At 70.8% G+C, this 25,565-nt stretch carries 22 protein-coding genes and 2 riboswitches; of the genes, 4 read left to right on the forward strand and 18 right to left on the reverse strand.

The window, feature by feature from the left end:
• Positions 1–3: 3 nt before the first annotated feature.
• Positions 4–113, reverse strand: a riboswitch (SAM riboswitch).
• A gap of 85 nt (positions 114–198) precedes the next feature.
• The 4 genes from EXU32_RS08910 to EXU32_RS08925 form a co-directional block, all read right to left on the reverse strand.
• Positions 199–1,266, reverse strand: coding sequence for a DUF4192 family protein (locus tag EXU32_RS08910; RefSeq protein ID WP_130629579.1), 1,068 nt, complete (start codon positions 1,264–1,266; stop codon positions 199–201).
• 86 nt (positions 1,267–1,352) lie between these two features.
• Positions 1,353–1,784, reverse strand: coding sequence for a YkvA family protein (locus EXU32_RS08915; protein WP_130629580.1), 432 nt, complete (start codon positions 1,782–1,784; stop codon positions 1,353–1,355).
• Between the two features lie 101 nt (positions 1,785–1,885).
• Positions 1,886–3,421 carry an alanine/glycine:cation symporter family protein gene (locus EXU32_RS08920; protein ID WP_130629581.1) on the reverse strand — a complete coding sequence of 512 codons (1,536 nt, stop codon included), beginning with the start codon at positions 3,419–3,421 and terminating at the stop codon, positions 1,886–1,888.
• 107 nt (positions 3,422–3,528) lie between these two features.
• Positions 3,529–4,269, reverse strand: coding sequence for an EcsC family protein (locus EXU32_RS08925; protein ID WP_130629582.1), 741 nt, complete (start codon positions 4,267–4,269; stop codon positions 3,529–3,531).
• Between the two features lie 68 nt (positions 4,270–4,337).
• On the opposite strand from EXU32_RS08925, the gene EXU32_RS08930 reads away from it, so the two are divergent.
• The gene (locus tag EXU32_RS08930; protein WP_130629583.1) at positions 4,338–6,011 is read left to right on the forward strand and encodes a DNA polymerase; all 1,674 of its coding nucleotides are present in this window, start codon (positions 4,338–4,340) and stop codon (positions 6,009–6,011) included.
• Positions 6,012–6,014: 3 nt separating this feature from the next.
• Here the strand turns inward: EXU32_RS08930 and EXU32_RS08935 are convergent, their stop codons facing one another.
• The 9 genes from EXU32_RS08935 to EXU32_RS08975 all read right to left on the reverse strand — a co-directional run bounded on the left by EXU32_RS08935 (position 6,015) and on the right by EXU32_RS08975 (position 16,693).
• Complete coding sequence (locus EXU32_RS08935; protein ID WP_130629584.1) at positions 6,015–6,599, reverse strand: hypothetical protein; 585 nt, start codon at positions 6,597–6,599, stop codon at positions 6,015–6,017.
• Positions 6,599–7,510, reverse strand: coding sequence for a proteasome assembly chaperone family protein (locus tag EXU32_RS08940; protein ID WP_130629585.1), 912 nt, complete (start codon positions 7,508–7,510; stop codon positions 6,599–6,601). Before EXU32_RS08940 ends, EXU32_RS08935 begins: the two co-directional genes overlap by 1 nt.
• A 68-nt stretch (positions 7,511–7,578) precedes the next feature.
• Entirely contained in the window at positions 7,579–11,400 is a 3,822-nt protein-coding gene (hrpA, locus tag EXU32_RS08945; RefSeq protein WP_130629586.1) for an ATP-dependent RNA helicase HrpA, read from the reverse strand.
• A gap of 31 nt (positions 11,401–11,431) precedes the next feature.
• Complete coding sequence (locus EXU32_RS08950) at positions 11,432–12,694, reverse strand: GNAT family N-acetyltransferase (RefSeq protein WP_130629587.1); 1,263 nt, start codon at positions 12,692–12,694, stop codon at positions 11,432–11,434.
• A gap of 52 nt (positions 12,695–12,746) precedes the next feature.
• Positions 12,747–13,994 (reverse strand): hypothetical protein, encoded by a 1,248-nt coding sequence (locus tag EXU32_RS08955; protein WP_130629588.1) that lies wholly within the window; start codon positions 13,992–13,994, stop codon positions 12,747–12,749.
• Positions 13,994–14,296 carry a hypothetical protein gene (locus tag EXU32_RS08960; protein ID WP_130629589.1) on the reverse strand — a complete coding sequence of 101 codons (303 nt, stop codon included), beginning with the start codon at positions 14,294–14,296 and terminating at the stop codon, positions 13,994–13,996. Before EXU32_RS08960 ends, EXU32_RS08955 begins: the two co-directional genes overlap by 1 nt.
• Positions 14,297–14,429: 133 nt before the next feature.
• A complete protein-coding gene (locus EXU32_RS08965; RefSeq protein WP_130629590.1) occupies positions 14,430–15,746 on the reverse strand; it encodes a bifunctional o-acetylhomoserine/o-acetylserine sulfhydrylase in 1,317 nt (438 codons plus the stop codon).
• A gap of 18 nt (positions 15,747–15,764) precedes the next feature.
• Positions 15,765–15,877, reverse strand: a riboswitch (SAM riboswitch).
• Positions 15,878–15,924: 47 nt separating this feature from the next.
• On the reverse strand, positions 15,925–16,338 hold the full coding sequence (locus EXU32_RS08970; RefSeq protein WP_130629591.1) for a hypothetical protein: 414 nt from the start codon (positions 16,336–16,338) through the stop codon (positions 15,925–15,927).
• Positions 16,325–16,693: a hypothetical protein gene (locus EXU32_RS08975; RefSeq protein ID WP_130629592.1), complete on the reverse strand. Its 369-nt coding sequence runs from the start codon at positions 16,691–16,693 to the stop codon at positions 16,325–16,327. The genes EXU32_RS08970 and EXU32_RS08975 overlap by 14 nt, the downstream gene beginning before the upstream one ends.
• Positions 16,694–16,734: 41 nt before the next feature.
• Between EXU32_RS08975 and EXU32_RS08980 the strand changes: the two genes are divergently transcribed.
• A complete protein-coding gene (locus EXU32_RS08980; protein WP_130629593.1) occupies positions 16,735–18,213 on the forward strand; it encodes a carboxyl transferase domain-containing protein in 1,479 nt (492 codons plus the stop codon).
• A gap of 42 nt (positions 18,214–18,255) precedes the next feature.
• Here EXU32_RS08980 and EXU32_RS08985 read toward each other — a convergent pair whose 3' ends face one another.
• Positions 18,256–18,747, reverse strand: a complete 492-nt coding sequence (locus EXU32_RS08985) for a hypothetical protein (RefSeq protein ID WP_130629594.1) — start codon at positions 18,745–18,747, stop codon at positions 18,256–18,258.
• A 130-nt stretch (positions 18,748–18,877) separates the two neighbouring features.
• Between EXU32_RS08985 and EXU32_RS08990 the strand changes: the two genes are divergently transcribed.
• The gene (locus tag EXU32_RS08990) at positions 18,878–20,251 is read left to right on the forward strand and encodes an L-serine ammonia-lyase (RefSeq protein ID WP_130629595.1); all 1,374 of its coding nucleotides are present in this window, start codon (positions 18,878–18,880) and stop codon (positions 20,249–20,251) included.
• Positions 20,252–20,362: 111 nt separating this feature from the next.
• Here EXU32_RS08990 and EXU32_RS08995 read toward each other — a convergent pair whose 3' ends face one another.
• From EXU32_RS08995 to EXU32_RS09005, 3 genes are all read right to left on the reverse strand, one after another.
• Entirely contained in the window at positions 20,363–21,691 is a 1,329-nt protein-coding gene (locus tag EXU32_RS08995; protein ID WP_165399628.1) for a DUF2510 domain-containing protein, read from the reverse strand.
• A 111-nt stretch (positions 21,692–21,802) separates the two neighbouring features.
• A complete protein-coding gene (locus EXU32_RS09000; protein WP_130629597.1) occupies positions 21,803–22,303 on the reverse strand; it encodes a hypothetical protein in 501 nt (166 codons plus the stop codon).
• A 14-nt stretch (positions 22,304–22,317) separates the two neighbouring features.
• Positions 22,318–24,003: a nuclease-related domain-containing DEAD/DEAH box helicase gene (locus EXU32_RS09005; RefSeq protein WP_130629598.1), complete on the reverse strand. Its 1,686-nt coding sequence runs from the start codon at positions 24,001–24,003 to the stop codon at positions 22,318–22,320.
• A gap of 89 nt (positions 24,004–24,092) precedes the next feature.
• Here EXU32_RS09005 and EXU32_RS09010 point away from each other — a divergent pair, with 89 nt between their 5' ends.
• The gene (locus EXU32_RS09010; RefSeq protein WP_130629599.1) at positions 24,093–24,863 is read left to right on the forward strand and encodes a hypothetical protein; all 771 of its coding nucleotides are present in this window, start codon (positions 24,093–24,095) and stop codon (positions 24,861–24,863) included.
• 57 nt (positions 24,864–24,920) lie between these two features.
• On the opposite strand, the gene EXU32_RS09015 is transcribed toward EXU32_RS09010, so the two are convergent.
• Complete coding sequence (locus EXU32_RS09015) at positions 24,921–25,562, reverse strand: nuclease-related domain-containing protein (protein WP_242612739.1); 642 nt, start codon at positions 25,560–25,562, stop codon at positions 24,921–24,923.
• Positions 25,563–25,565: the final 3 nt, after the last annotated feature.

Here is a 25,565-nt window from a genome sequence, read left to right on the forward strand (position 1 = left end):
CCCGGCTCGCCTTGCCACATCACTGCGATGCAGCCTGGTCATCACCCGGGGCACCCCGTCGCGAGGAGGGTTGCCGGCCAGCGAGCCGGGGCTTGACGCTGGCGCTCATGACCTGCCGACCATGCTAGCCGCAGGAGCGACCCGCGATCGAGCCCGGGTCCGGTGTGCGGACGGCCTCGCGCAGCCGTCCCGGTCGTCTCAGGCGGCCGGGTCCGGCACGGCCGCGAGCCCGGTCCGCTCCCACGGACGCACTCCCTCGGACAGCAGGCTGAGCAGCAGGTCCGCCAGGCTGTGCCCGGGGTCGACCTCGAGCGCGCGCTCCAGGCAGGTCCCCGCGACGGTGCCGTCACCGGTCCACCACGCGAGGAGTGCCGTGATGGTCAGGAGCGAGGGGGTCAGCTCCAGGGGCACGAGTCGCGTCAGCTCCCCCAGGCGCAGCCGCACGGCCATCAGGTCGTCCTGGTGCCCACTGCGGGCCGCGTCCACCCCCTCTGTCCAGGCGCACCGGGTGCTGGCGTGGCGGGCCCTGGTGATGTGGGGGGCGGAGAGGGCTGCCCACGAGATGGTGCCGGGGCACAGGACGGCCAGGAGCGCGTCGCGCCAGTCGACGTCGAGCACCGACGTGGCCAGGAGGTGCAGCTCGTCGTCGGTCAGGTCGGCCACGGCGAGCGCGCCGGCGGACGGATCCAGCACCCTCCCCCAGACCTGCGTGACCGCCTTGTCGTCCGGTGCACCGGACGTGCGCCCGGCCGCGGCCACGGCTGCGGCCCGGTGCTCGTCGCGCGCCGGCAGCGCGCCCCTGATCAGGTGGTCGCGGCTCGGCAGGGGGTAGACCCCCGCGTGGACGAAGGGGGCGACGGCCGGGACGTCCTCCGGCGGCGGCAGCGGACGCACGATCGTGGGCCCGCGCTGACCGGTGAGGTGACCGTGGCCGTCCCTGACGACGAGCTGGAGACCGACCTCGACGGCGACCTCGTCGGCGGCGGCCACGAGTGCCTCGACGAGGGGCGCGGACTCCCGGGCGTCGTCCTCGAAGGCGATGAGCATGATGCTCGTCGCGCCCTCGCGCACGGCGACCGACAGTGCGTGGCGGGCGACGGCGAGCCCGTCATGCGGGTCGTCGGGCAGGTCGTGGCGCTGCAGCATGCCGAACCGCGACTCCTGCATCACGACCAGGACGACGGACGGGCCCGGGTGGTACCCGAGCTGGTACGGGAGCAGGACGGCGAGCTCGAGCGGGTTGCGTGGTCTGGCGAAGGTTGTCATGCATCGAATCTGGCCCCTGCCGAGGTGCTCGGCAGGGGCCAGGACGATGGTGTGGACGTGCCGTGAGGGCGCCCTGGGCCTGTGGATCAGTCGGGCACGACGTACGACGGGACGGTCTGCTCCCTCGGGCCGTGGGCCGACGACTGCCGCGGCTGCTCCGCGGCCGAGGGGGTCCACTCCTCACGCGCTGTCATCCCCTGCTCCCAGGCGATGAAGTCCTCGGTCTCGCGCACGAGCGTGGCCGCGACCCACCCCATGACCATCACGTCGTCGACGAGACCGAGCACGAGGAAGAGTCCCTCCGGCACGACGTCGATCGGCGAGACGATGTAGCCGACTCCGGCGAGCAGCATGAGCAGGCGGCCGGAGGACAGGCCGGGGTACTCCCCCGAGCGGACGGCGCGGATCATCCGCGGCACGGCGCGCAGGCGCTGCCACAGGCTGGGCCCACCGGGGCGGGCAGCCGTGCGGACGGCCGACGCGAGGTGGGCGGCGTTGCGGACGCGGCGAGTGGCCATGGGATCTCCTGGTGCTCGGGCGCTCCCGGTCCGGGCGCGCTCCCGCAGGATCCAACGTAGCGCGCCCGTCCCGGATTCCCCGCCCTCGGCAGGGGCCGCGCTCACTCCCGCGGCGAGACCCTCTCGTCGAGCGCCCCGTGGGTCACCCGGGCGTCGGCCCGGCCCACCCAGAAGTCGGCACCCTGGATGTCGAGGTCCCGCGGGTCGAACTGCGGGTCGAGGCCCTGCTTCTTCTGCGCTCGGTAGTCCTTGAGCGCCTTGAGTGCCGGGACCTGCAGGGCGAGGATCCCCACGATGTTCAGCCAGGCCATCGTGCCCACGCCGATGTCGCCGAGACCCCACGCGGATCCGGCCGTGGTCACCGCGCCATAGGCCACCGAGCACAGGATGAGCAGCTGGAGACCGCGGATCATCCCGCGGCGCACGACGCCGCTGCTGATCTTGCGGGTCAGGTACGACAGGTTGACCTCGGCCATGTAGTAGTACGCGATCATCGTGGTGAAGGCGAAGAAGGCCAGCGCCAGCGCCACGAAGCTCGACCCCAGCCCGGGCGCCAGGGTGTCGAAGCCGGCCTGGACGAAGCCGGGCCCCGGCTCGACATCGGTCCCGATCTTGCCGACGTAGTGCGTCGCGCTGCCGAACTCCTCGTTCTTGAAGACGGTGTACATGTCGGTCGAGAGGATGATGAAGGCCGTTGCGGTGCAGACGAAGAGCGTGTCGATGTACACCGAGAAGGCCTGCACGAAGCCCTGCTTGGCCGGGTGCGAGACCTCGGCCGCCGCTGCGTGGTGCGGACCGGTGCCCTGACCCGCCTCGTTGGAGTAGATGCCGCGCTGCACGCCCCACTTGATGGCCAGCCCGATGATCGCGCCGTACACCGCGTGGGTGCCGAAGGCGCCGGCGAAGATCTCACCGAAGACCTGACCGATCTGATCGAAGTTGAGGAAGAACACGACCAAGGACGCGAGGATGTACAGGATCGCCATCGGGGGCACGACGAGGGCGGCGAAGGTCGCGATGCGCTTGACGCCGCCGACGACGATGAAGGACATCGCGATGACGATGCCGATCGCGGTCACCCAGGTGGGCAGACCCCACGCGGAGTTCATCGCCGACGCCATGCCGTTGGCCTGCACGCCCGGGAGGAAGAAGCTCATCGCAAAGACGGTGACGACGGCGAAGGCGATCGCGTAGACGAGCGAGAAGGTCTTCGCCTTGTGCGCGTAGGCCTTCTCGAAGTAGTACGCCGGACCACCGCGGTACTCACCGGTGTCGGGGTCCTGCTCCTTGTAGATCTGGCCCAGGGTGCACTCGACGAAGGACGTGGCGGCACCGAGCAGCGCGACCGTCCACATCCAGAAGACGGCGCCCGCGCCACCGAAGGCGATGGCCGTCGCGACGCCGCCGATGTTGCCCATGCCGACGCGGTTGGCGAGCGACATCATCAGGGACTGGAAGGACGAGGTGCCGTTCACCGACTTCTCCCCGTCCCGCAGCTGGGCGATCATGTCGGGCAACGAGACCTGGACGGCCCTGGTGCGGACGGTGAAGTACAGACCGGCCAACAGGCACAGCCCGACCAGGGGGATCGACCAGACCACCCCGTTGGTGGCGTCGACGAGCTCGGCGAAGGACATGGAACAACTCACTCTCAGGGGCTATGTCAGGACAAACCACGGGGACGCTACCGCAGCAGCGTCCCCGTGTCAGCGCGAAAACTCGCGCGGCGTCCTGATGAGCGGCCTCAGGCCCCCGGTGTGCTCGCGATCGCCCGCGGGAACTCCGAGCGCACGTGCTGCGCGAGCTGGCGCATCAGCCACACGTCCATCCCGGCGCCCACGGCACCGCCGACGACGGGGACGGCCTTGCCGAAGCGGGCGAAGACGCCCTTGCCGGCCGAGGAGAGGATCCGGAAGCCGACGGCCTTGTTGACGACCATGAGGGCGGGACCGGGCAGTCGCTGGGCGGCCAGCCCGGCCAGTCGCCCGGTGGGCGCGACCATGCCGGCCTTGGCGAGCAGGTCCTGGGCGTCGGCACCGACGAGGCTGAGCAGCACCGCGGACCGGATCTCGGGCTGCTTGAGGTCATAACCGCGCAGGGCGGCGACGGCCGCCGACATGCGCGTGGCGAGGACGTAGAAGCCGAGCACATTGGCCGGCAGCGCGACGATCATCGTCGCGAAGCCACCGAGGTTGGTGACGAAGCCGGCCGCGCCCGCCAGCTTGAGGTGGTCGGCGATGACCTCGTCGACGGCCTTGTCCACGTCACCGGCGTGCTTGGCGCGCGCCGTGTCCGCGACCTTGGTCGCGGAGTCGAAGGGCCCGCGGCCGTCGATGCCGGTGTCCAGCAGGTTTTCGACGAGCTTGAGCGACGACGACGCGAGCGCTCCCTCGTTCTTGGGGTCCTTGGCCTGCTCCAAGGCGGTGCGCGTGTCCTTGACCTGCTTCTTGCGGCCGAATCCGAGACGGTCGGAGATGAATCCCATGCGATGTCCTCTCTCCAGGTGCAGTGGTGGTCCTGCCGGGCATCCTGCCACGGGTAGCCTCACGCATCGTGGGTGCAGCCGAGCCGGGAGCCGTCGTCGTCGGGGTCGACGGTGTGGGTGCCGTGCTGCCCTCGCAGGGCCCCGCGGTGCTGGCGCGGGACCTCCCTTCGCTCGTGGCCGCCCTCTCCCCAGGGACCCGGTATGTCACCTGGTCGGCGGCGTCGGTCGCTCCCCTGATCGCCGCCGGCGCGGTCCTCGATCGCACCTGGGACGTCGCGGAGGTCCACCGGCTCGTCCACGGGGGCTGGGCGGCGGGGCCGGAGCGGGCCTGGTCAGCCGTCCACGGTCTCGACGCGTCAGCCGCACCGACCGCGCCGAGCGGCGACCTCTTCGACCTCCTCGCGGACGAGGTGCCGCGCGAGCAGCTGGTCCTCGACGACGGTTACCTGCGCGCCGATGCCGTCACGGGTGCCTGGCTGACGACGCCGCAGCGGTGCGCGGCCTTCGCGGAGGCGGCCCGGCAGGTCGCCACCGCACAGCACGAAGGGATGACCGCCCGCGGTCCTCGCGTGCTCGCCACCGCGCACGCCGAGTCGGCCGCGGCGGTGCTGTGCGTCGAGCTCGAGCAGGGTGGCCTGCCCATCGACCGCGCGACCGCGCGGGCACTCGTCGCCGACGCGGCCGGCGCCGAGCCGCACACGCTCGAGGAGGAGCTGGCCGCCCGGGTGACCCGCGACGCCCCGGTCCTCGCGGCACTGCCCGGGACCGGTCACGTCGACCTGCGCAACCCCGCCCAGGTCAAGGCGATGCTCGCTCGGGCCGGCATCGACGTGCCCTCCACGCGCAAGTGGGTCCTGGAGGCGCACGTCGCCACCCACCCCGTCGTCCCGGCCCTGCTCGAGTGGCGCAAGCGTGAGCGGATCGCGACGACCTACGGCTGGCGGTGGCTGCGCGAGCACGTGGGCAGCGACGACCGGCTGCGCGGGGCGTGGGCCGCCTGCGACGGCGCGGCGGGACGGATGACCGCCCAGGCGGGCCTGCACAACCTCCCGGCAGAGCTGCGGCCCGCGGTCGCCGCGGACGACGGCCACGTCCTCGTGCGGGCCGACCTCGGGCAGGTCGAGCCCCGGGTGCTGGCGGCGGTCTCCCGGGACGAGGCCTTCGCGGCGGCCACGCGTGAGGACGACCTCTACGCACCCGTGGCCGCCCGCCTGGGTGTCGATCGGCCGGTGGCCAAGATCGCGGTCCTCGCCGCGATGTACGGCCAGCGGTCGGGTCCGGCGGCCGAGGCCCTCAAGGGTCTGGAGCGCGAGTACCCGGTCGCCATGGCCCACCTGCAGCGCGCCCAGGACCGCGGCCGGCGCGGTGAGCCCGTGCGCACCTTCGGTGGGCGGCTCGTGCGCACCGACTTCGGCGTGGGCGGGCTCGACGACGAGGGCCGCGACGGCCTCGCGGCCTCTCGCGGGCGCTTTGCCCGCAATGCCGTCATCCAGGGGTCCGCGGCCGAGCTCTTCAAGGCCTGGGCCGCGACCGTGCGGGTGGCCGTGCGACCGCTGGAGGGGCGGATCGTGCTGTGCCTGCACGACGAGCTGCTCGTGCACGTCCCTCAGGAGCGCGCCGACGAGGCGGCCGCGGTGGTCGATCGCGCCCTCACCGACGCCGCACGACGCTGGCTCGGTGGTGAGCAGGTGCGCTTCGTCTCCGACACCTCGATCGTGCGGCGCTGGTCCGAGGCGAAGTAGGGCTCAGCCCGCCCTTCGTCGACCGGTCCCGGCCAGGCGGACGAGCTCCGCCAGCTCGTCGAGGGTGACCGAGCCCAGGTGACCGGGCAGGAGCACTGCCGTGGCCGGCGCGCCCGTCACATCCCTCATCGACAAGACCTCGGCCGCATCGTCCACGAGCCGGCGGTTGGCAGCGGCGCCCTCGGCGGTCAGCTCGACCCACGCGTACGCGTGCTCACCCTCACCCGAGACCCCGGCCGTGACGATCGCGGACCACGGCAGGCGGCACCACGTGTGCATCACCAGGCCGTCATGGTCGAGGACGAGTGTCCTCAGGCTGCCGCGGAGGTTCCAGATCGCGATCGGCACCCCGACGACGCCGAAGAGGAGGAGCACCAAGATCCCGGCGGGGAGGATGTCCATGCCCGCGTAGTGACGACGTTGCCCCGGCTCGAGACCGAAGAGCCCGTTGCCGATCATCGCGAGGCCGACGAGAGCGAAGAGCAGGCACCCGACGAGGATTGCGAGGTCACGCCCGCTCTGCGCGGTCAGCGCGACCGGCCGTCCTCGCTCGATCGCGCGAGCTGCCCGGCGCGCCCGCCGACCCACTAGGGGTTGTCGGTCTCGTCGACCGTGCGCAGGAAGTCCTCGAAGTCGGCGCCGATCTCGTCGGCGGACGGGAGGTCGTCCCCTTCGCCGGCGAGCAGGCTGGGCCGCTCGAGCCCGCGCAGGTGGACGTCGTACTGGCGCTCGAGCGCCTGCACGGCCTCCTTGACCTCGTCGTTCTCCTCGACCTCGCGCTCGATCTGCAGCCGTCCCTCGCGGGCGGCCTCGGCGAGCGCGTCGTTGGGCAGGTTGAGCCCGGTGACGTCGACGATGGCGTTGAGCGCGGTGAGCGCGGCGTCGTGGAAGGACGACTGCGCCAGGTAGTGCGGCACGTGGATGCTGAAGCCGACGGCGTCGCGGGAGGACTCCCCCAGCCGCAGCTCGAGCAGCGCCGCGAGCGAGGCCGGGACCTGCACGGTGCCGAAGACCGGCTTGTGCTCACCGATGAGTCGCTCGTCGGAGCCGTGGACGGTCATGCCGACCGGGCGCGTGTGCGGGACGGCCATGGGGATGCCGTGGGCGTGCACCGCGATCGAGATGCCGATCTCGTCCATGAGGGTGGTGACGGCGTCGATGACCGCCTCCCACCGGTAGTCGGGCTCGGGCCCGGTGAGGATGTAGTAGGTCTGGCCGTCACGGTCGAGCAGGTGGTAGAGCACCAGCGAGGGATCCGAGTAGTCGGTGTACCGGTTGGCGTCGAAGGTGATGACCGGCCGGCGGCTGCGGTAGTCGATCAGCGAGTCCACGTCGAAGGAGGCGACCACGGTCGGGTCGCCCGCCTCGAGGAGGTGGTCGACGAGCAGCCGCTGGGCCATGCCCGCGTCGAAGAAGCCGTCGAAGGCCACGATCACCGGTCCGGGCTGCAGCAGCGCGGTGTCGGTGTCGGCCTCGTAGCGGTAGAGACGCTCGGTCACGTCGGGGACCTCCTGGTCGGTGAAACTCTCATTGTGGCAACGACCGGGACGATCCGGCCATTCCCACGTCAGGTCGAGATGGCGGCGATGGCGGACCGGACCCGTTTGGCCGAGACCGAGCGGGCCGTCCCGATGGACTGCGCGAAGAGCGAGATGCGCAGCTCCTCGATCATCCACCCGATGTCGACCACGTCCGGCGAGCGTCGGCGCAGGGGCGGCAGTGCGTCGAGCAGGTCGGCGTAGGCGGCTTCTACCCCGTCGATCGCCTCCTGGTGGGTGGCGTCGCGGCGTGGGTTCTCCGCGGCGCGCTCCAGCCGAAGGGAGATCCCGCGCAGGTATCGCCGCAGGTCCGGCAGCCGGTCGAGCCCGGTGTCGGCGATGAAGCCGGGGCGCACGAGCCCGTCGAGCTGGGCCCGCACGTCGGCGACGGTCACGCCGAGCGCAGGCGCAGTCATGCGCTCGAGCAGCGCGAGGGCCGCGGTGCGCTGCGCCAGGACCGGCTCGACCTCGGAGACGGCGGTGAGCACCCGCTGGGCGACATGGGTGCGGGTGGCCGTGAGCGCCTGGTCGAAGTCGGCCCGGGTACGCACCGGTCCGGTGACGTGCTGCAGGACGATGTCGTCCACGGCGGCCGCGAGGGCGTCGTCGAGGAGCTTCGGGACGGAGCCGTGCGGGTTGTCGGCCAGCGCCAGCTTCTGCGCATTGGTCAGGCGCGCGAGCACCCTCTTCCACGGAGGGGTGGTGCACAGCAGCAGGAGCCGGCGCACGCCCGCGCGATGGGCGGCGATCGCCTGCTGCTCGTCGGGCAGCACGCGGACGGCGACGCTGCTCCCTTCGTCCACGAGGGCCGGGTACCCGACGACGGTGTGCTTGCCCGTCCGCGTGCTGAAGGTGCTCGGCAGCTCGTCGAGGTCCCACGTCGTCAGGCCGGTGCGCTCGATGGAGGCGCCGGCGCGCGACATCCCCTGCTGGACATGGCCGGCGAGGCTCTCGCGCAGGGCTTCGAGGTCCTTGCCGTGGCCCAGGCGGCGCCGGTTGCCGTCCTCGACGGCGAAGCTGACCCGCAGGTGGTCGGGCACCTTGGCCCAGTCCCACTCCGCCTCGTCGATCCGGATGCCGCCGCGCCGGCCGAGCACGCTCGACAGCTGCGAGGTGATGGTGGTGCCCGCGTCGGCGTCCAGCTCGGCCAGCGCCGCGCGGGCGTGGTCCGGAGCCGGGACGAGGTGGCGGCGGGTGGCCTTGGGGAGCGACTTGATGAGCGCCGTGACCAGATCGGCGCGCAGGCCGGGCACCTGCCAGTCGAAGCCGTCGGCGGTCAGCCGGTTGAGCACCGCGACGGGGACGTGGACGGTGACGCCGTCGTCCTCGGTGCCGGGCTCGAACTGGTAGGTCACGGCCAGCTCCAGCCCGTCGGTGCGCCAGCGTCGCGGGTAGTCCCGCTGGTCGACCTGGGCCGCGTCTTCGCGGGTCAAGAGGTCCTCGGTGAGGGTGAGCAGGTTGGGCTGCTCCCGCCGGGCGGACTTCCACCAGGTGTCGAAGTGCGCGCCGGAGACGACCTCTGCGGGGATCCGCGCGTCGTAGAAGGCGATGACGTCCTCGTCGTCGACGAGCAGGTCGCGGCGGCGGGCCCGCTCCTCGAGCTGCTCGAGGCGGCGGGTCAGCTTGCGGTTGGCGGCGAGGAACTCGTGCCGGCCGTCCCACTCGCCCTCGAGCAGCGCGTGCCGGATGAAGAGCTCGCGGCTGACGACGGGGTCGATCCTGCCGTAGGACACCGAGCGGCCGACGACGAGCGGGACACCGAAGAGGGTGACCCGCTCGGTCGCCATGACCGACGCCGCCTTCTTGCTCCACCGCGGCTCGGAGTAGGTGCGCTTGACGAGGTGGGCGCCGGCCCGCTCGGCCCACACGGGGTCGATGCGGGCGGACGAGCGCGCCCACAGCCGTGAGGTCTCGACGAGCTCCCCCGCCATGACGAAGGGGGGTTGCCGCTTGAAGTTCGTGGTGCCGGGTTGGATCGAGAAGCGCGCTCCGCGCGCCCCGAGGTAGTCGCGCTTGTCCTCGTCGCGCAGACCGATGTGGCTGAGCAGCCCGGTGAGCAGTGCCTGGTGGATCCGGTCCCAGTCGGGCTCGGCGTCGTCCGCCGAGGTGCGCTGCCGGGTGTCGATCCCCCGCTGCTTGGCAGCGCGCACGAGCTGGGAGTGCAGGTCCTGCCACTCACGGATCCGCAGGAAGTGCAGGTACTCGCGCTTGCACATCCGGCGGAATGCGCTGCCGGACAACGACTTCTGCTGGTCCTTGAGGTAGATCCACAGGTGCCACCAGCTGGCGAAGTCGGAGCCCTCCTGACGGAAGCGCGCGTGCTGCTGGTCGGCCTGCGGGCGCTTGTCGATCGGCCGCTCGCGCGGGTCCTGGATCGACATGGCCGAGATGATGACGAGCACCTCGGTGGTGCAGCCGAGCTTGTCGGCCTCGATGAGCATCCGGCCGAGCCGCGGATCGACGGGCAGGCGCGCGAGGGTCTTGCCGGTCGGGGTGAGCCGACGACCACCGCCGCGGCGTCCTCCCTTCGCCTGCTGGGCCTCGCGGATGGCCGCGCTCTCGGTGTCGAAGGCCTGCAGCTCCTGCAGCAGGCGGACGCCGTCGGTGATCTGGCGGGAGTCCGGCGGCTCGAGGAAGGGGAACCGGGCCACGTCGCCGAGGCCGAGCGAGGTCATCTGGAGGATGACGCTGGCGAGGTTGGTGCGCAGGATCTCGGGGTCGGTGAACTCGGGCCGGGACTCGTAGTCCTCCTGCGAGTACAGGCGGATGCAGATGCCCTCGGCGATGCGGCCACAGCGCCCGGCGCGCTGGTTGGCGGAGGCCTGCGAGACCCGCTCGATCGGCAGGCGCTGGACCTTGGTGCGCTGGCTGTAGCGCGAGATGCGCGCGGTCCCGACATCGATGACGTAGCCGATGCCCGGGACGGTCAGTGACGTCTCGGCGACGTTGGTGGACAGCACGATCCGGCGTCCGCGGTGCTGGGCGAAGACGCGGTGCTGCTCGGCTGCGGACAGCCGCGCGTAGAGCGGGATGATCTCGGTGTCGGGCAGCTGCATCGAGGTCAGCGCCTCCTGCGCGTCGCGGATCTCCCGCTCGCCGGAGAGGAAGATCAGCGCGTCTCGCGGGCCATCGCCGTGGGGCTCGGTCCACAGCTCCTCGACGGCCTTGCAGATGCCGGTCAGCTGGTCGCCGTCGCCGTCGTCCTCCTCGTCGTCGCCCAAGGGTCGGTAGCGGACCTCGACGGGGTAGGTGCGGCCCGAGACCTCGATGATCGGCGCGGGCTCACCGTCGGGGCCGGCGAAGTGCGCGGCGAAGCGCTCCGGGTCGATCGTCGCGGAGGTGATGACGACCTTGAGGTCGGGGCGGCGCGGCAGCAGCTGCTTGAGGTAGCCGAGGATGAAGTCGATGTTGAGCGAGCGCTCGTGCGCCTCGTCGATGATGATCGTGTCGTAGCGGCGCAGGTCACGGTCGCGCTGCATCTCGTTGAGCAGGATGCCGTCGGTCATCACCTTGACCGCGGTGGCGTCGCTGCTGTGGTCGGTGAAGCGCACCTGGTACCCGACGAGCCCACCGAGCTCGAGGCGCAGCTCCTCGGCGATCCGCTCGGCGACCGAGCGCGCGGCGATCCGACGGGGCTGGGTGTGACCGATCTGCCCGGTGCGTCCGCGGCCGATCTCGAGGGCGATCTTGGGCAGCTGGGTCGTCTTGCCGGACCCGGTCTCCCCCGCGACGATCACGACCTGGTGGTCCCGCATCGCTGCGGCGATGTCGTCCTTGCGCGCGACGACCGGCAGGTCCTGCGGGTAGTGCAGGTCCTCCGCGGGGATGGCTTCGCGAAGGGGGATGGGCATGGCGGTCAGGATACGTGCGATCTTCGAGGGGTCAGAAGTCGATGGTCCCGACGGGGCCGATCGGGGTGCGCAGGGCGAGGTCCAGCTGCGTGATGGCGTCGCGATCGCCGGTGACGTGGCCGGCGGCGGCCCGGGCGGCCAGTGACTGCCCACCCAACCAGACCGCGCCGAGGTCGCTGATGTCGAGGACGACGTCCGGCTCGAGGTCGCTGCGGACCAGCGCCCCGACGCCCGCGCCGGCGGTCCAGCGCCAGGTGCCGGCCTGGTCGGTGAGGATCTCGTCGCGCACCTGCACGACGACGTCGACGTCCACCGCGTGGCCGCGCTCGGCGACGGCGGTCGGCAGGTCGACGAGGCGGACCCACAGGTTGTCGGCCACGCCGCTGACGCTCATCGACCGGAGCGAGGGCTGCCAGAGCGCGAGGACGTCGTCGGGTGCCACCCAGTACTCGGTACTGCCCATCAGGTCGAGGTCGACGAGCCGCTCGGCGAGCGCGAGGCGTGCCCCCGCGTCCACCGACAGGAGGAAGAAGACCCCCACCTTGCCTGCGGCGCTCCCGTCGTCCCACTTGGGCGTGCGGTGGAAGTAGGCACACCCGACGTCGTGGCCGTCGCGGGTCGCCCACAGCAACCGGGCCGGCTCTCGCTCCCCGCGACTCTCCGGGGTGTCGGTGAGCAGCCGCTGGCTGTCCTCGGCGCTGCGCACGAGGTGCCCGGGCAGGGTGGTCGCGCACTCGCGCGCGAGGGCGTGCCATCGCGCGCCCTGGTCCGGGCTCGCCGTCGTGGTCCTCAGGGTGGTGAGCTCGGCGATGTCGCGGACCGACTGCGGCGCAGCGAACTTCGTGCCCCGCGCGAAGCTGGACATCAGCTCGGAGCTGGCGACGCCGTAGCCGAACCGGCCGTAGATCCCCGGCTCGGACGCCTTGAGCACGGCGATCGAGCGCCCCTGCTCGTCACGGGTCCAGCGCAGGTGGTGGGCCATCATCGCGCCGAGCACCCCACGGCGCCGGTGGTCGGGGTGCACACCCACCCAGGTCAGGCCCTCTGCGGGGCGAAGGGAGGCGCCCCCCTTCGCCGTCGGGACGGACAGCTCGACGTCCCACGAGCCCGCGATGCCCGCTGGCTCCCCGTCACGGGTGGCGACGAAACCGGCCCGCCGTGGGGTGTCGCGCAGCGCATCCGCCCGTGGCACCCGGCCGGACGCGGACCAGACGAGCTCGTCGAGGTCGAGGATCTGCTGGACGGCTGCGTCGTCGGCGGGGTCGATGCGGGTGACGTGGATGTCGGAGGGCATGGCGTCACGCTCGCACCCGGATGACGGCGTCGCAACGGAGTTTTGGCGGCCTTCACGGGATCGGACTCGCGACCGGTCGCGTCGTCAGGTCGTCGACCGCTGCATCGCGGCGCTGCTGATCGGCCACCTTCCGGCGCTCGGCGGCCGCCTCCTGCTCCTGCCGGGCCGTGCGTTCCGCGGAGGTCTCGGTGAGCCGGTCGTAGCTCTCCTTGTGCTTCTTCGCCGCGTCGACCTGCGTGATGGTGTGGTTCGTCGCCCTCACCGAGTACTTGATGACCACGCCACCCTTGCGGACCCGGCCCGAGCCGGCGACCGCCGCCCAGTCGGTCGCGAAGTCGTCGATGAGGCGGGCACCGGACTTCTGCGCCACCGTGTCGCTGACCTTGTCCTTCAGCCTGACCTTCGACGTGGCCACCTGGTGTCGCGTGGAGACCTTTGCATTGGCCACGATCCGCTTGCGTGCGATCGGGTTCGTGGATTTGTCGGCAGCCTTGATCCCCCGCAGGCGCTCCGCACGGCCACTCCCGCGGAAGGTGTTCTTGGCGGCCACCTTCTTGCTCGTGGGGAGGACTGTGTTCAGGCCTGCGACGACGGTGCTCGCACTGACGTCCTTGTAGCTGCCCTCGCCGTAGACGACGCGGCGGCCGAGCTTGCCGATGGGATCCCCCACGCCGAGGACGGACATCGGCCTGAAGGTGGGGATCCAGTCGACGACCGGGTTGTGGACCAGTGAGCTGGTGCCCGTGCGGCTCGACTTCTCGAAGGCGTTGTAGGCCCTCGGGTCGGTCAGCTCCGGCGCCACGTCACCCAGCCGGGTCGCCACGGCGCGCTCGTCGGCACTGGCCTCCTCGGCCTCACGGGTGAACTCGCGCTTGTTGGTCTCTCTCGCGTTGCTCGCCGCCCGGTACTCCCGGTCGACCCTGGCGTACTGCGGGTCCTCGGGCGTCATCGTCGCCAGCGTCGCCTTGCGGTCCTGCGAGGTCGTGACGTTGTCGTCGTAGCGGGCACGGATGCGCGTAAGCGCGGCCTGGCTCGTCTCGAGCCGCTCCGCGTACGGACGGATGATCCGCTCGGTCCCGGCGAGCCGGTTGGCGATGGCCACGAGGTCGTCAGGGGTCGCGCCGACCTCGGCGTCGAAGGTGGTCCCCGCGCAGGAGTCCCACACCCCCTTCGTCGAGACCGTGCGCAGCATCGCGGCCACCGTGTGGATGTTGGCGGCCACGGTCTTCAGCTCGTCGGCCTCCGCACGGATCATGGCGGGGTCGCCCTCCTCGATGGTCCCCGGGTCGTAGAGCGCCATCAGAGGATCCCTCGGTTGCGCTGGTCGACGAGGTCCTCGGTCTCGACGTACCAGGACCCGGCGTCCTTGGCCAGGCGGGCCAGCTCACGCAGCTGCTTGCACACCCGCGTGCGCTCCAGCTCGTAGTCCCCGATGGCTCCCTCGTACGCGTTGGTGCCCTCGAAGCTCGGGAAGCCGAAGGTCTCCACGAGGTCGTTGTTGGCCTTGGCCGCCTTCTCCTCCAGGTAGTCGGCGATGCTGGACAGCTGCCGCCCCAGCCCCTCGATGCCCGCGCTGTCGATCGATATGCGTTGTCCGCCCATGCCCCGACGGTACGAAAGAACGCCGCTGGGCCCGTGGAGATTTCCACAGGCCCAGCGGCGCGGACCCTTCGAGACGGTTGCTGCGCAACCTCCTCAGGGATCCAGGAGGATCAGGCTCCTCAGGGAGCGTTGGTCACTTCGCGGCGGCGAAGCCCTCCTCGAGGTCGGCGATGATGTCGTCGACGCTCTCGAGGCCGACCGACAGACGCACCAGGCCGGGGGTGACGCCGGCGGCGAGCCGGTCCTCCTCCGGGCCCTGCGAGTGGGTCGTCGACGCGGGGTGGATGACGAGCGAGCGCACGTCACCGATGTTGGCCAGGTGGCTGTGCAGCGTCAGCCCCTCGACGAACTTCTTGCCCGCCTCGAGCCCACCGGAGATCTCGAAGGAGATGACCGAGCCGGCGCCCTTGGGCGTGTACTTCTGCGCGGTGTCGTAGCTGGCGCTGGTCGGCAGCGAGGCCCACGTGACCTTGTCGACCTGCGCGTGGCCACCGAGGAACTCGGCGACCTTGGCGGTGTTGGCCAGGTGACGGTCCATCCGCAGCGAGAGGGTCTCGATGCCCTGACCGATGAGGAAGGCGTTGAAGGGCGAGATCGCCGGACCGAGGTCGCGCAGCAGCTGGACGCGCGCCTTGAGGATGAAGGAGAGGTTGGCGCCCATGACGCCGTTGATCCCCAGGTCCGGGCCGTAGCGCAGACCGTGGTAGCCCGGGTCCGGCTCGTTGTAGTTGGGGAACTTCTCCGGGTCGGCCGCGTAGTCGAACTTCCCTGCGTCGACGATGACACCGGCGATGGAGTTGCCGTGGCCCCCGAGGAACTTGGTGGCGGCGTGCACGACGACGTCGGCGCCGTGCTCGATCGGGCGCAGCACGTAGGGCGTGGCGATCGTGTTGTCGACGACCAGCGGGACACCGGCGGCGTGGGCGGCGTCGGCGATGGCGGCGATGTCCAGGACGACGTCCTTGGGGTTGCCGATGGTCTCGCCGAAGAAGGCCTTGGTGTTGGGCTTGACCGCGGCCTTCCACTGCTCGATGTCGTGCGGGTCCTCGACGAGCGTGACCTGGATGCCGTACTTGGGCAGGGTGTGCTGGAGGAGGTTGACCGTGCCGCCGTAGAGCGCGGCGCTGGCGACGATGTGGTCACCGGCCTCGGCGAGGTTCATCAGCGCGAGGGTGGTCGCGGACATGCCGGAGGCGGTCATCAGGGCGGCGATGCCGCCCTCGAGCGCGGCGATCTTCTGCTCGACCGCGTCCTGGGTCGGGTTCATGATCCGCGTGTAGATGTTGCCGAGCTCCTTGAGCCCGAAGAGGTTGGCGGCGTGCTCGGTGTCCTTGAAGACGTACGACGTCGTCTGGTAGATCGGCAGGTTCCGGGCGCCCGTGGTCGGGTCGGGGGCCTGGCCGGCATGGATCTGCTTCGTCTCGAAGCTCCACGTGGACTGGTCGGTCATGGGTTCACTCCTGTGCATGGTGCGCGCTTGACCGTGGCGGACGCCACGGACCGGGTCGTCTCCCGGGGCACCCCACCGCGGAGGAGGGTTGCCGGCCAGCAAGCCGGGGCTGTGCGCTGGCGCTCAAGACCTGCTCCGATGATAGGAAACGAGCCGCGGGCCACCAGCCCTGTCTCACCTAGCGGGCGGAGTGTCCAGATCGCGCGCGGTGGATCCACCACAAGCCGACGAAGGGGAGGACCAGCGGCAGGTAGCCGTAGCCGGACCCGTAGTGGGACCAGACCGTCTTGTCCGGGAAGAGGCTCGGTTGCAGGTAGGACAGCGTCCCCACCGTGAGGACACCGACGGCCTCGACGAGGATCGCCCCGGTGGCCACGCGGGCACCGGAGGCTCCCCCCTTCGCCAGGGCAACGGTCGCGACGATGTAGATCACGGCCGCGAGGGCCGAGAGCACGTACGCCAGCGGCGCCCGGTCGAGGTACTCGGTGATCTGCAGGACCGAGCGTCCGGTCGCGGCGAGCGCGAGGACGCCGTAGACGGCGACGACGATGCGACCCGGCCCCGTGCCGGTGCTGACCTCAGGCCGGGCCACTGGTCTGCCAGATCTGCAGGATGCGGTAGGTCATGACGCCCACGGTGAAGGCGCCGGCGATGACGACGCCCATCGCCCAGCGGGTCTTCTCCTTCAGCGCGATGAAGACGACGATCGGGGGCAGGATCGGCAGGGTGAGGGCGTAGGCGAGCATCGTCGCGCCCTCCCCCGTGCCGGTGACCTGCCGGTGGACGATCGCGGTCACGACGGCGAGCACGACGAGGCCGAGCTCGACGACGGCGGTCACGAGGAGCAGCGCGTCGTCGACGAGCCGGTTGATCGCGAGGTAACCCAGGGAGAGGATCCCGAGCACGCCGACAGCGATCATCACGAAGGTGGTCAGAGGCACAAGCACCGGGCAAGGTTACCCAGCCCCGGCGGTGGGACCATCACGGCATGAGTACTTCGCGCCCCGGTGCCCAGCAGCTCATCGCCTCCGTGGTCGATGCCGACAGCCATGTCTCGTGGGACCAGCCCCTCGACCTGGACGGCCTCGACGACACCTATCGCGCGACGATGGCCAAGGCAGCCGAGCGCGCCGGCACCGACGAGTCGATCCTCACCGGGCGGGCCACCATCCGCGGTCACGAGGTCGCGCTCATCGTCGGCGAGTTCCGCTTCCTCGGTGGCTCGATCGGCCGGGCGGCCGCCGGGCGGATCGTCGCCGCCATCCGCCGGGCGACCACCGAGCGCCTCCCGCTGATCGCGGCGACCGCCAGCGGTGGCACGCGGATGCAGGAGGGCACACCGGCCTTCATGACGATGGTCGACATCTCGGCGGCGGTCGTGGCGCACAAGGGCGCCGGACTGCCCTATCTCGTGTACCTGCGGCACCCCACGACCGGCGGGGTCTTCGCCTCGTGGGGCTCGCTGGGTCACGTGACGATCGCCGAGCCGGGCGCGCTCATCGGGTTCCTCGGCCCGGTCGTCTACGAGACGGTCAACGGCGTGCCCTTCCCCGAGGGGGTCCAGCTCGCGGAGAACCTCGTGGACAAGGGCATCGTCGACGCCGTCGTCCCGGCCGAGGGGCTGGCCGACATCGCGGCCCGCGCGCTGACCCTGCTGTCCGCGACGACCGAAGGGAGCACCGCCGACCCGTCGGACCACCCCACGTGGCCGGTCGCTCCCTTCGTCTCCCGGCCGGAGCCGACCGAGCAGGAGATCGCCACCGTGTGGGCCGCGATCGAGACCACGCGACGGCAGGACCGTCCCGGCGTGCGTGAGCTGCTCAGGTACGCGGCCGACGACGTCATCCCGCTCAACGGCACCGGCTTCGGTGAGTCCGACAAGGGCGTGATGCTCGCGCTGGCCTCCTTCGGCGGGCGGCCCTGCGTGCTCGTCGGCCAGGACCGCCGCTACCAGGTGTCGGAGTCGATGGGCCCGGCCGCGTTGCGCGAGGCCCGCCGCGGGATGCGGATGGCGACCGAGCTCGGCCTCCCGCTCGTCACCGTCATCGACACCCCGGGCGCCGACCTCTCCCCCAACGCCGAGGAGGGCGCGCTGGCCGGTGAGATCGCTCGCTGCATCGCCGACATGACCTCGCTGACCGTGCCGAGCGTCTCGGTGCTGCTCGGTGAGGGAACCGGTGGTGGAGCCCTCGCGCTCCTCCCCGCACGACGGGTCATCGCCGCCGGCAATGCCTGGCTCTCGCCGCTGCCGCCCGAGGGCGCCAGCGCGATCGTCTTCAAGGACACCGACCACGCTCCCCTGCTCGCCGCCCGTCAGCGGGTGGGCGCCCGGCAGATGCTCGAGGACGGGCTGGTCGACGTCATCGTCGCGGAGTCCCCCGCCGCCCACGAGGACCCCGAGGCCTTCGCCGCCGCGATCGGGTCGGCCATCACGGCAGAGATCGATGGCCTGCTGGCCCAGGGCTAGTCACCCCGTGGCGAGGCGTGGTCACCCGGTGGCGAGGCGTGGTCACCCCGTCGCGAGGAGCGACTGCTGGTCCCACCGCGGCATCTCGGTGACCGCCTGGGCGGTCGCCAGGTAGGTGCCCAGCAGCGGCACCCCGTGCTCGCGGCAGCCGGCGATGGCGGCCTCGTGCCAGGCCCGGGCCTCGTCGTCGGGCTCGTGCCCGAGCGGTCGACCGATCGCGACGACCACCCCGCCCAGACGCTCGGCGAACTGCCCCACGACGAGGTCGAAGGGCCGCTGGTACTCCCCCGGCTCCGGCCCGACGATGTCCAGGTCGGTGATCGAGATCGGTTGGATCATCCGCAGGCTGTCGTCGCACAGCAGGATGCTCAGGCACCCTGTGGCGCGGTCGCTGTCGCGCACGACGAGGTCGACGACGTCGGCCGCGATGCTCGCGTCGGAGAGGGGTCGGGTGGGCCAGTCACTGGGCAGGTCTTCGAAGGTCATGCCCTTGATCATGGCCACGTCGAGCACGACGGCCGCGAGCTTTTCCACAGGCGCCCTCCGGGCACCCGGGGAGCGGGCGTGCCCTCAGCGGGGGTGGGTAGTGTGATCTGTGGCACGACGCCCCACCCAGTGCGTCTGTCGTCCGTGCGACCACCCCCAGCACCCAGGAGAGCCACCCGTGGCACTGAGCGTCTTCGACCTGTTCTCGATCGGCATCGGCCCCTCGAGCTCGCACACCGTCGGCCCCATGCGGGCCGCGGTGATGTTTGCCGAGAGGATGCGCGACGAGGGCCTGCTCCCCGACGTGCGTCGCGTCAAGGCCGAGCTCTTCGGGTCCCTGGGCGCCACCGGCCACGGGCACGGCTCCAACACTGCGGTGCTGCTCGGCCTGTCCGGGGAGCGCCCCGAGCTGTGCGACCCCCGCTCGGTCCGCGGCAAGCTGGAGCAGGTCCGCAGCGCCCGTCGGGTCAACCTCCTGGGCGAGCACGAGATCGACTTCGTCGAGGACGACGACCTCGTGCTGCACCGCCGCAAGTCGCTGCCCCTGCACCCCAACGGCATGACCTTCACCGCGTGGGGCGAGGGCGAGGAGCCGATCAGCAGCCACACCTACTACTCCGTCGGCGGTGGCTTCGTGGTCGGCGAGGACGCCTCCGGGTCGACCAAGATCGTCGCCGACACCACGCCCGTCGCCCACCCCTTCACCACCGGCGACCAGCTGCTCGCGATCTGCCGCGAGACCGGCCTGTCGATCGCCCAGGTGATGATGGACAACGAGCTGTCCTGGCGCACCGAGGCGCAGGTCCGCAGCGAGCTGCTGCACATCTGGTCGGTCATGCTCGAGTGCATCGACAACGGCACCCGGACCGAGGGCGTGCTGCCCGGGGGCCTCAAGGTCCGTCGCCGCGCGCCCCAGCTGAACCAGCGGTTGCGGTCCGAGGGCGACAGCACCGACCCCCTGCGCGGCATGGACTGGCTGACGCTCTACGCCCTGGCCGTCAACGAGGAGAATGCGGCCGGCGGCCGGGTCGTCACGGCTCCCACCAACGGCGCTGCGGGCATCATCCCCGCGGTGCTGCGCTACTACGTCGACTTCGTCCCGGGCGCCGATGACGACGGCGTCATCCGGTTCCTGCTGACCGCGGCCGCGATCGGGGTGATCTACAAGGAGAATGCGTCGATCTCCGGCGCCGAGGTCGGCTGCCAGGGTGAGGTCGGCTCCGCCTGCTCGATGGCCGCGGGCGCCATGGCCGCCGTCATGGGCGGTAGCCCCGGTCAGGTGGAGAATGCCGCGGAGATCGGCATGGAGCACAACCTGGGGCTGACCTGCGACCCCGTGGGCGGACTCGTGCAGATCCCCTGCATCGAGCGCAACGCCGTCGCCTCGGTCAAGGCGATCACCGCCGCCCGCACCGCGATGCGCGGCGACGGCTCCCACGTCGTCTCCCTCGACAAGGTCGTCAAGACCATGCGCGAGACCGGACGCGACATGAAGGTGAAGTACAAGGAGACCGCCCGCGGCGGTCTCGCGGTCAACGTCATCGAGTGCTGAGCGTCCGCTCCCTTCGCCCGGCATGACGGTCGCCGGGCATGACGAAGGCGGGCATGACGAAGGCGCCGCCCCGACGGGACGGCGCCTTCGTGCTGCTCGCTGGTCAGGCGATCACTTCTTGGTGATCGTCCAGTCGCCCGAGGCGGAGACGACCAGGTACTTCGTGCCGTCCTGGACGGTCGAGGTGCCCTCGTAGTTGTCGTACTCGCTGACGAGACGGTCCGGGTAGTCCGCGGCACCGACGGCCTGGATCTTGATGTCACCCATGAAGGAGTCCTTGGGCTGCGTGTACTTCACGCCGATGTCGGACTTCTTGCCGTCCCACTTGAAGACCTTGGCGCCGTCGCCCTTCTCGGAGGACCCGAAGGTCGGGGCCTCACCGATCTTCATGAACTTCACGCTCCACGAGCCCTTGGTGTCCATCTCGATCTGGGTGGTGCTCGTGTTGTAGCCCGTCAGGTTGTACGCGACGGTGCCCTTGTTGCTGTCGGTCGAGGAGAGGATGTACTCGGAGTTCTTGCCGTTGTAGTCAAGACCCTTGATCGTCAGGCTGTCGTACTTCTGGCCGTCGTAGGTGTACTCCACCAGACCAGGACCGTCGCCGGCCGGGACGCGCAGCTCCTCGGCGCCCTTGCCCGTGTAGGTGGTGTTCCACTTGGTGACCTTGGCGCCGGCCTTCTGCGTCGGGCCGTCCGTGGTGGTCGACGTCGTGGGGTCGCTGGTGGTCGTCGACGTCGTCGGGTCGTCAGTCGTCGTCGACGTCGTCGGGTCGGTGGGCTGGCTCGACGTCGACGGCTGGGCCGTGGTGGGGTCGTCGCCACCGCTACCGAGGACCTTGAAGCCGAGGAAGCCCAGGGCGAGGAGGAGCACGAGGCCCAGGACGCCGAGACCGGCGATCAGCGGGAGCTTGCTCTTGCTGGCGGGCTGGCCGGCTGCGTAGGACGGCTGCTGGCCGTAGCCACCGGCCTGCTGGCCGTAGCCGGGCTGCTGCTGCTGGCCGTAGGCGTTGGACTGGTCGTAGCCCTGCTGGCCGTAGCCGGCCTGCTGGCCGTAGGCGCTGGACTGGTCGTAGCCCTGCTGCTGCTGGCCGTAACCCTGCTGCTGCTGGTCGTAGCCCTGCTGGCCATAGGCGGAGGCGCCGTACCCGGCAGCCCCTGCAGCGCCGGCCGAGGAGCCGTAGCTCGTGCTGTCGGTGGAGATGGACTCCGTCTCGGGCGAACGGTCGGCGTTGGGGCGCACCCGAGTGGCCTCGTCGACCTCGCTGGTGGAACCGACGGAGTCCTGGCGGGTGCCGGTCCCCGTCGAGTCGGGGCCCGGCGCGCCGACGCCGAAGCCGTCAGGCGTCGCCTGCCGGTGCTCTGTCCATCCGTTGCCGTCCCAATAGCGAATCTGACCCTGATTGTCAGGGTCCTGATACCAACCGGCAGCCCAGTTGCTCATCGCAGGCCCTCTCCCGTGTCTCGTGAATGTCATCGTCTTGTGCGGGGCCCAGACTACCTGCGCTGCACCCCCGTGCCATGGGGAGAAGTCCCCATGCCGTGCCGACTTGCGTCAGTTCTGGTAACCGGCTCTGCGGTTGAAGTCCACGGCCCCTTGGTAGGCGTGGTACATGCCCCAGCCCCAGGCGACGAGCATCATCGGCAGCCCGATGAAGCCGATGATGATCCAGCCGAGGCAGATCACCAGGACGAGGCCGAAGACGTAGAGACCCAGGAACCCGACCCCTGCGCCCACGTCGCCGTTCATCATCGACCCGACGCCGGGGATGAGGAAGGAGACGACCAGCGCGATGGCCGGCTCCTTGCGGGCGACCGGGATCCCACCCGGGTAGGGCGGCTGCGGCGGCCCGAAGGGGGGTGCTCCCGCTCCGTAGGCCGGCGGCGGCGCGTAGGGCACGACCTGGCTCGCCGCAGGAGGTGCGGACAGCGGTGCGGGTGGCGGTGGTGGCGTCGGCGAGGGGGCCGGCGTCGACGACGAATGCGTCCACTGGGAGCCGTCCCAGTAGCGCCTTTCGCCCTCGTGCTCGTACCAGCCGGGCGCGTGTTCGTTCATGTTCTCCCCTGTGTCTACGGGGAAAGGGTACCTGCGGATCCCAACGCTCGCGCCACGTGCTCGGCTGCGGCACCGATCACATCGAGGTCCCCGACGACGACGAGACGATCGGTCGCGCGGGAGAGACCGACGTACAGGCGCTCACGGAAGCGGCCCATGGTCCCGCTCTCGTTGATGCAGAGCACGACGGCGCGACGCTCCATCCCCTTCGCGCCGAGGACGTGCCCGTAGAAGACGTCGTCGTTGTCCCAAAACGTGTCCCAGTAGCCGCGCTGCCCGAGCTCCTCCTGTCGTTCGACCTGGACGGGGTGCCGCCGGCCGGTGGTGAGGAGGGCTACATGACCGGGGTTCCACCCTTCGCCGAGCAGGAGGTCGACCTGGTCGTCGGCGACTCCCAGAGCGTCCTCGGAGGTCGCCGGGACGAAGACGACGTCCGGCCCGTCACCGCCCTCGAGACGCATCCGCAGCGGGGCGAGCGGTCGGAAGACCTCGGCGATCTGCTTGGTGTTGCGCAGGTTGTGGTCGAGGACGAGGGGCACGAGCGGGACCGGCGGGCGGCCGAAGCGGTTGAAGAGGCGCTGGTTCTCGTCGGAGTAGATGTAGAGGCCGCCCTCGCTCTCGTCGGTGAGCGCGCCGATGAGCGGCTGCCACCACGACTCGGCGAAGTCCTGCGCCTCGTCGACGACGAAGGAGTCGTAGCGCTCCCCCGGCGGCAGCCCGGCGGCCTGGTCCGCCATGAGCCGGGGCAAGGTCTCCTCCCAGTAGTCGGGGTCGTCGCGGGTCCCCGACGCGACGCCCCAGCGGTTGCCGAGCTCCTCGAAGGTGCCGACGAAGGCGGGCTGCCGGCGGCGCGGCCAGGTCGCCACCTCGCGCTTGAAGTAGGTCGCCAGCCCGATCGAGTAGCACAGCAGGGCCACCCGCTCTGCGGGTCGTGGCAGCTCTCCGGTGCGGCCGGCGCTCAGCTGTGAGGCCTGGGTGAGAGCGAGGACGGTCTTGCCGCTGCCGGCCCCGCCGCGGATCTCGACCCGTCGCAGCAGCCGGGTGACGTCGAGGATCATCCCCTGCTCCTGGGTGAGCCGGTCGGCGCGGGCCTCGCGCTCGTCGGCCTCGTCGACGACGGTCGTGATCGCGTCGGTCCCGCGGGCGGTAAGGATGTCGACGACGGTGTCGCAGTCCTCCTGGCTCGGCACCCGCAGGTGGGTGTCGAAGCCGAGGGGGATGTCTGCCAGCCGCTCGGCGAGACTCGCCATGTCGTCGCGGTCGTGGATCATCCACCGCGGGCAGTCGGGCAGGTCGAAGTCCAGACCCAGACCGACGAAGGGAGTGACCACCGCGTGCGCGATCCGCACCCTCGAGCGTGAGGAGTCGGCCCACCGACGGTCGGACTCCACGTACTGCCGGATCGCGTAGCGCGTGCTGCGCACCTGGTCCACCGGGTCGATGCGCTTGCGCTGGCCGCCGCGCTTGATCGACCACTGGCCGTCCTCGACGCGCACCCCGCTGCCCTTGACCTCGACGACGATCACCCCGATGTCCGGCATGACCACGACCAGGTCCGCCTCGTGGTCCTTGCGGGCATCGGTCAGGCGGAAGTTGGCGATCAGCGTGTCCTGCTGGCGAAGGGAGTCCCTCAGGTTTGTCCACACCACGCGCTCGGACTCGTTGGTGAACCTCGGGTCCTGTGGGATCAGGTGCGGCATGGGGTCAACGTATCGAGTTCCTCGCACCCCGCCATCCCCTAGGCTCCAGCGACAGTCAATCAGCAGGGGACGTGTTGGGGGAGCAGATCATGACGCAATTCAATGGACGACTTCGGGTGTCCACCTTCGTGGCCGCGCTGGCCGTCGTCGGCACGCTCGCAGGATGTAGCGACGCACCACCGGAGCGGGCAGGGACCGTCAACGAGTCCGCCAGCCCCGTCGAGCCATCGGCCGCCTCGAGTGAGGCGTCGAGCGAGGAGGTCGAGCTGGACGCCGTCGGTCGGCAGCTGACCGACGAGCAGGCCAAGGCCGCCCTGCCCGCCGTCTCTACGCTGCCGACGGGGTGGAGCGTGGATCCGGAGAACACCCTCAATGACGAGTCGGACGACGAAGACTCGAAGGCGACCATCGAGCCGGCCGAATGTCAGGCAATCATGGACGGCCTGTCCGACCAGCAGAAGGACGAGCCGACGGGCAAGGCCTCGCGCACGTACATGGCCGGCATGCTCGGGCCCTTCATGGGCGTCGAGATCAGCTCCTTTGCCGATGAGGTGCCTGACGACGTCTTCACGAAGACTCTCGACGCGCTCACCGCGTGCCCAGAGTTTACCTCGACGGAGGACGGGGTGGACACGACCTTCAAGACCTCCAGCCTGTCCTTCCCGAACCTCGGCGAGGAGTCGGCAGCGATCAGGATGGCGGCCACTGCGGACGGGATGCCGGTCGGCCTGGACATGGTCTTCATCCGAGCCGGCCACACGATCGTGACGGTGTCGACCGCGACCGTCGGCGCTGGGTCGGCCGGTGAGGCGATGGAGAAGGTCGCTCGTGCCACGGTGACCAATCTGGAAAAGGGCTGAGACGGGCGGCTCCGCTCGAGATCTGCGTTCGCCCCCTATGAAGGGGGCGAACCACCCTCATGCGGGAGGCAGGCTCGTCTCGAGGATCCTGCACACCTCTGCGACGTCGAGGCGAGGCTCCGCGGGCCGGGTCAGGAGCCTGGACAACTTCTTGGGCGAGAGCCAGTGAACCCCGCGGGTCGTGAAGGACCCGCCGATCCGCGGCCTGTCCGGACCGACAAAGCACAGCGCACCAGTGACGGGAAGTTCACCGACGACTCCCCGGACGAGGTCGATCTGCTTGAGGTTGTCATCGACGAGCTTGGTTTTGTTGCGCCGGCCGACGATGAGCTTGTCGACACGAGGACGCAGGATCCCCCCTTCGATCTCGAGACGAGGGCGCGCCTTGTAACGCTTGGCGTCGACGACCCAGATCCCGCTCGGCGTGATGACGAGGTGGTCGATGTTGGCTCGGGACCGCGGGATGCGACGGTCGTGGAGCACAGCGAGCGAGGGCGAGGCGAGGCCGTCCAGGTGGGCGCCGAGACGTTCCTCGCCGAGGGCCCCTGTGGCCCAGGCCGTGGTGCTCTGGCGCTCGTCCGACAGGGCGACGGCCACGCCGCCGAGACGGCCCCACTTCTGGCGCAGTCGCTCCTCGTCCTTCGTCTTGCGTCGCTCGTACTCACGGCGAGCGGACGAGCCGGCCCTCGAGGTGACCACGGG

The sequence above is a fragment of the Janibacter limosus genome, assembly GCF_004295485.1.
GTDB lineage: Bacteria > Actinomycetota > Actinomycetes > Actinomycetales > Dermatophilaceae > Janibacter > Janibacter limosus_A.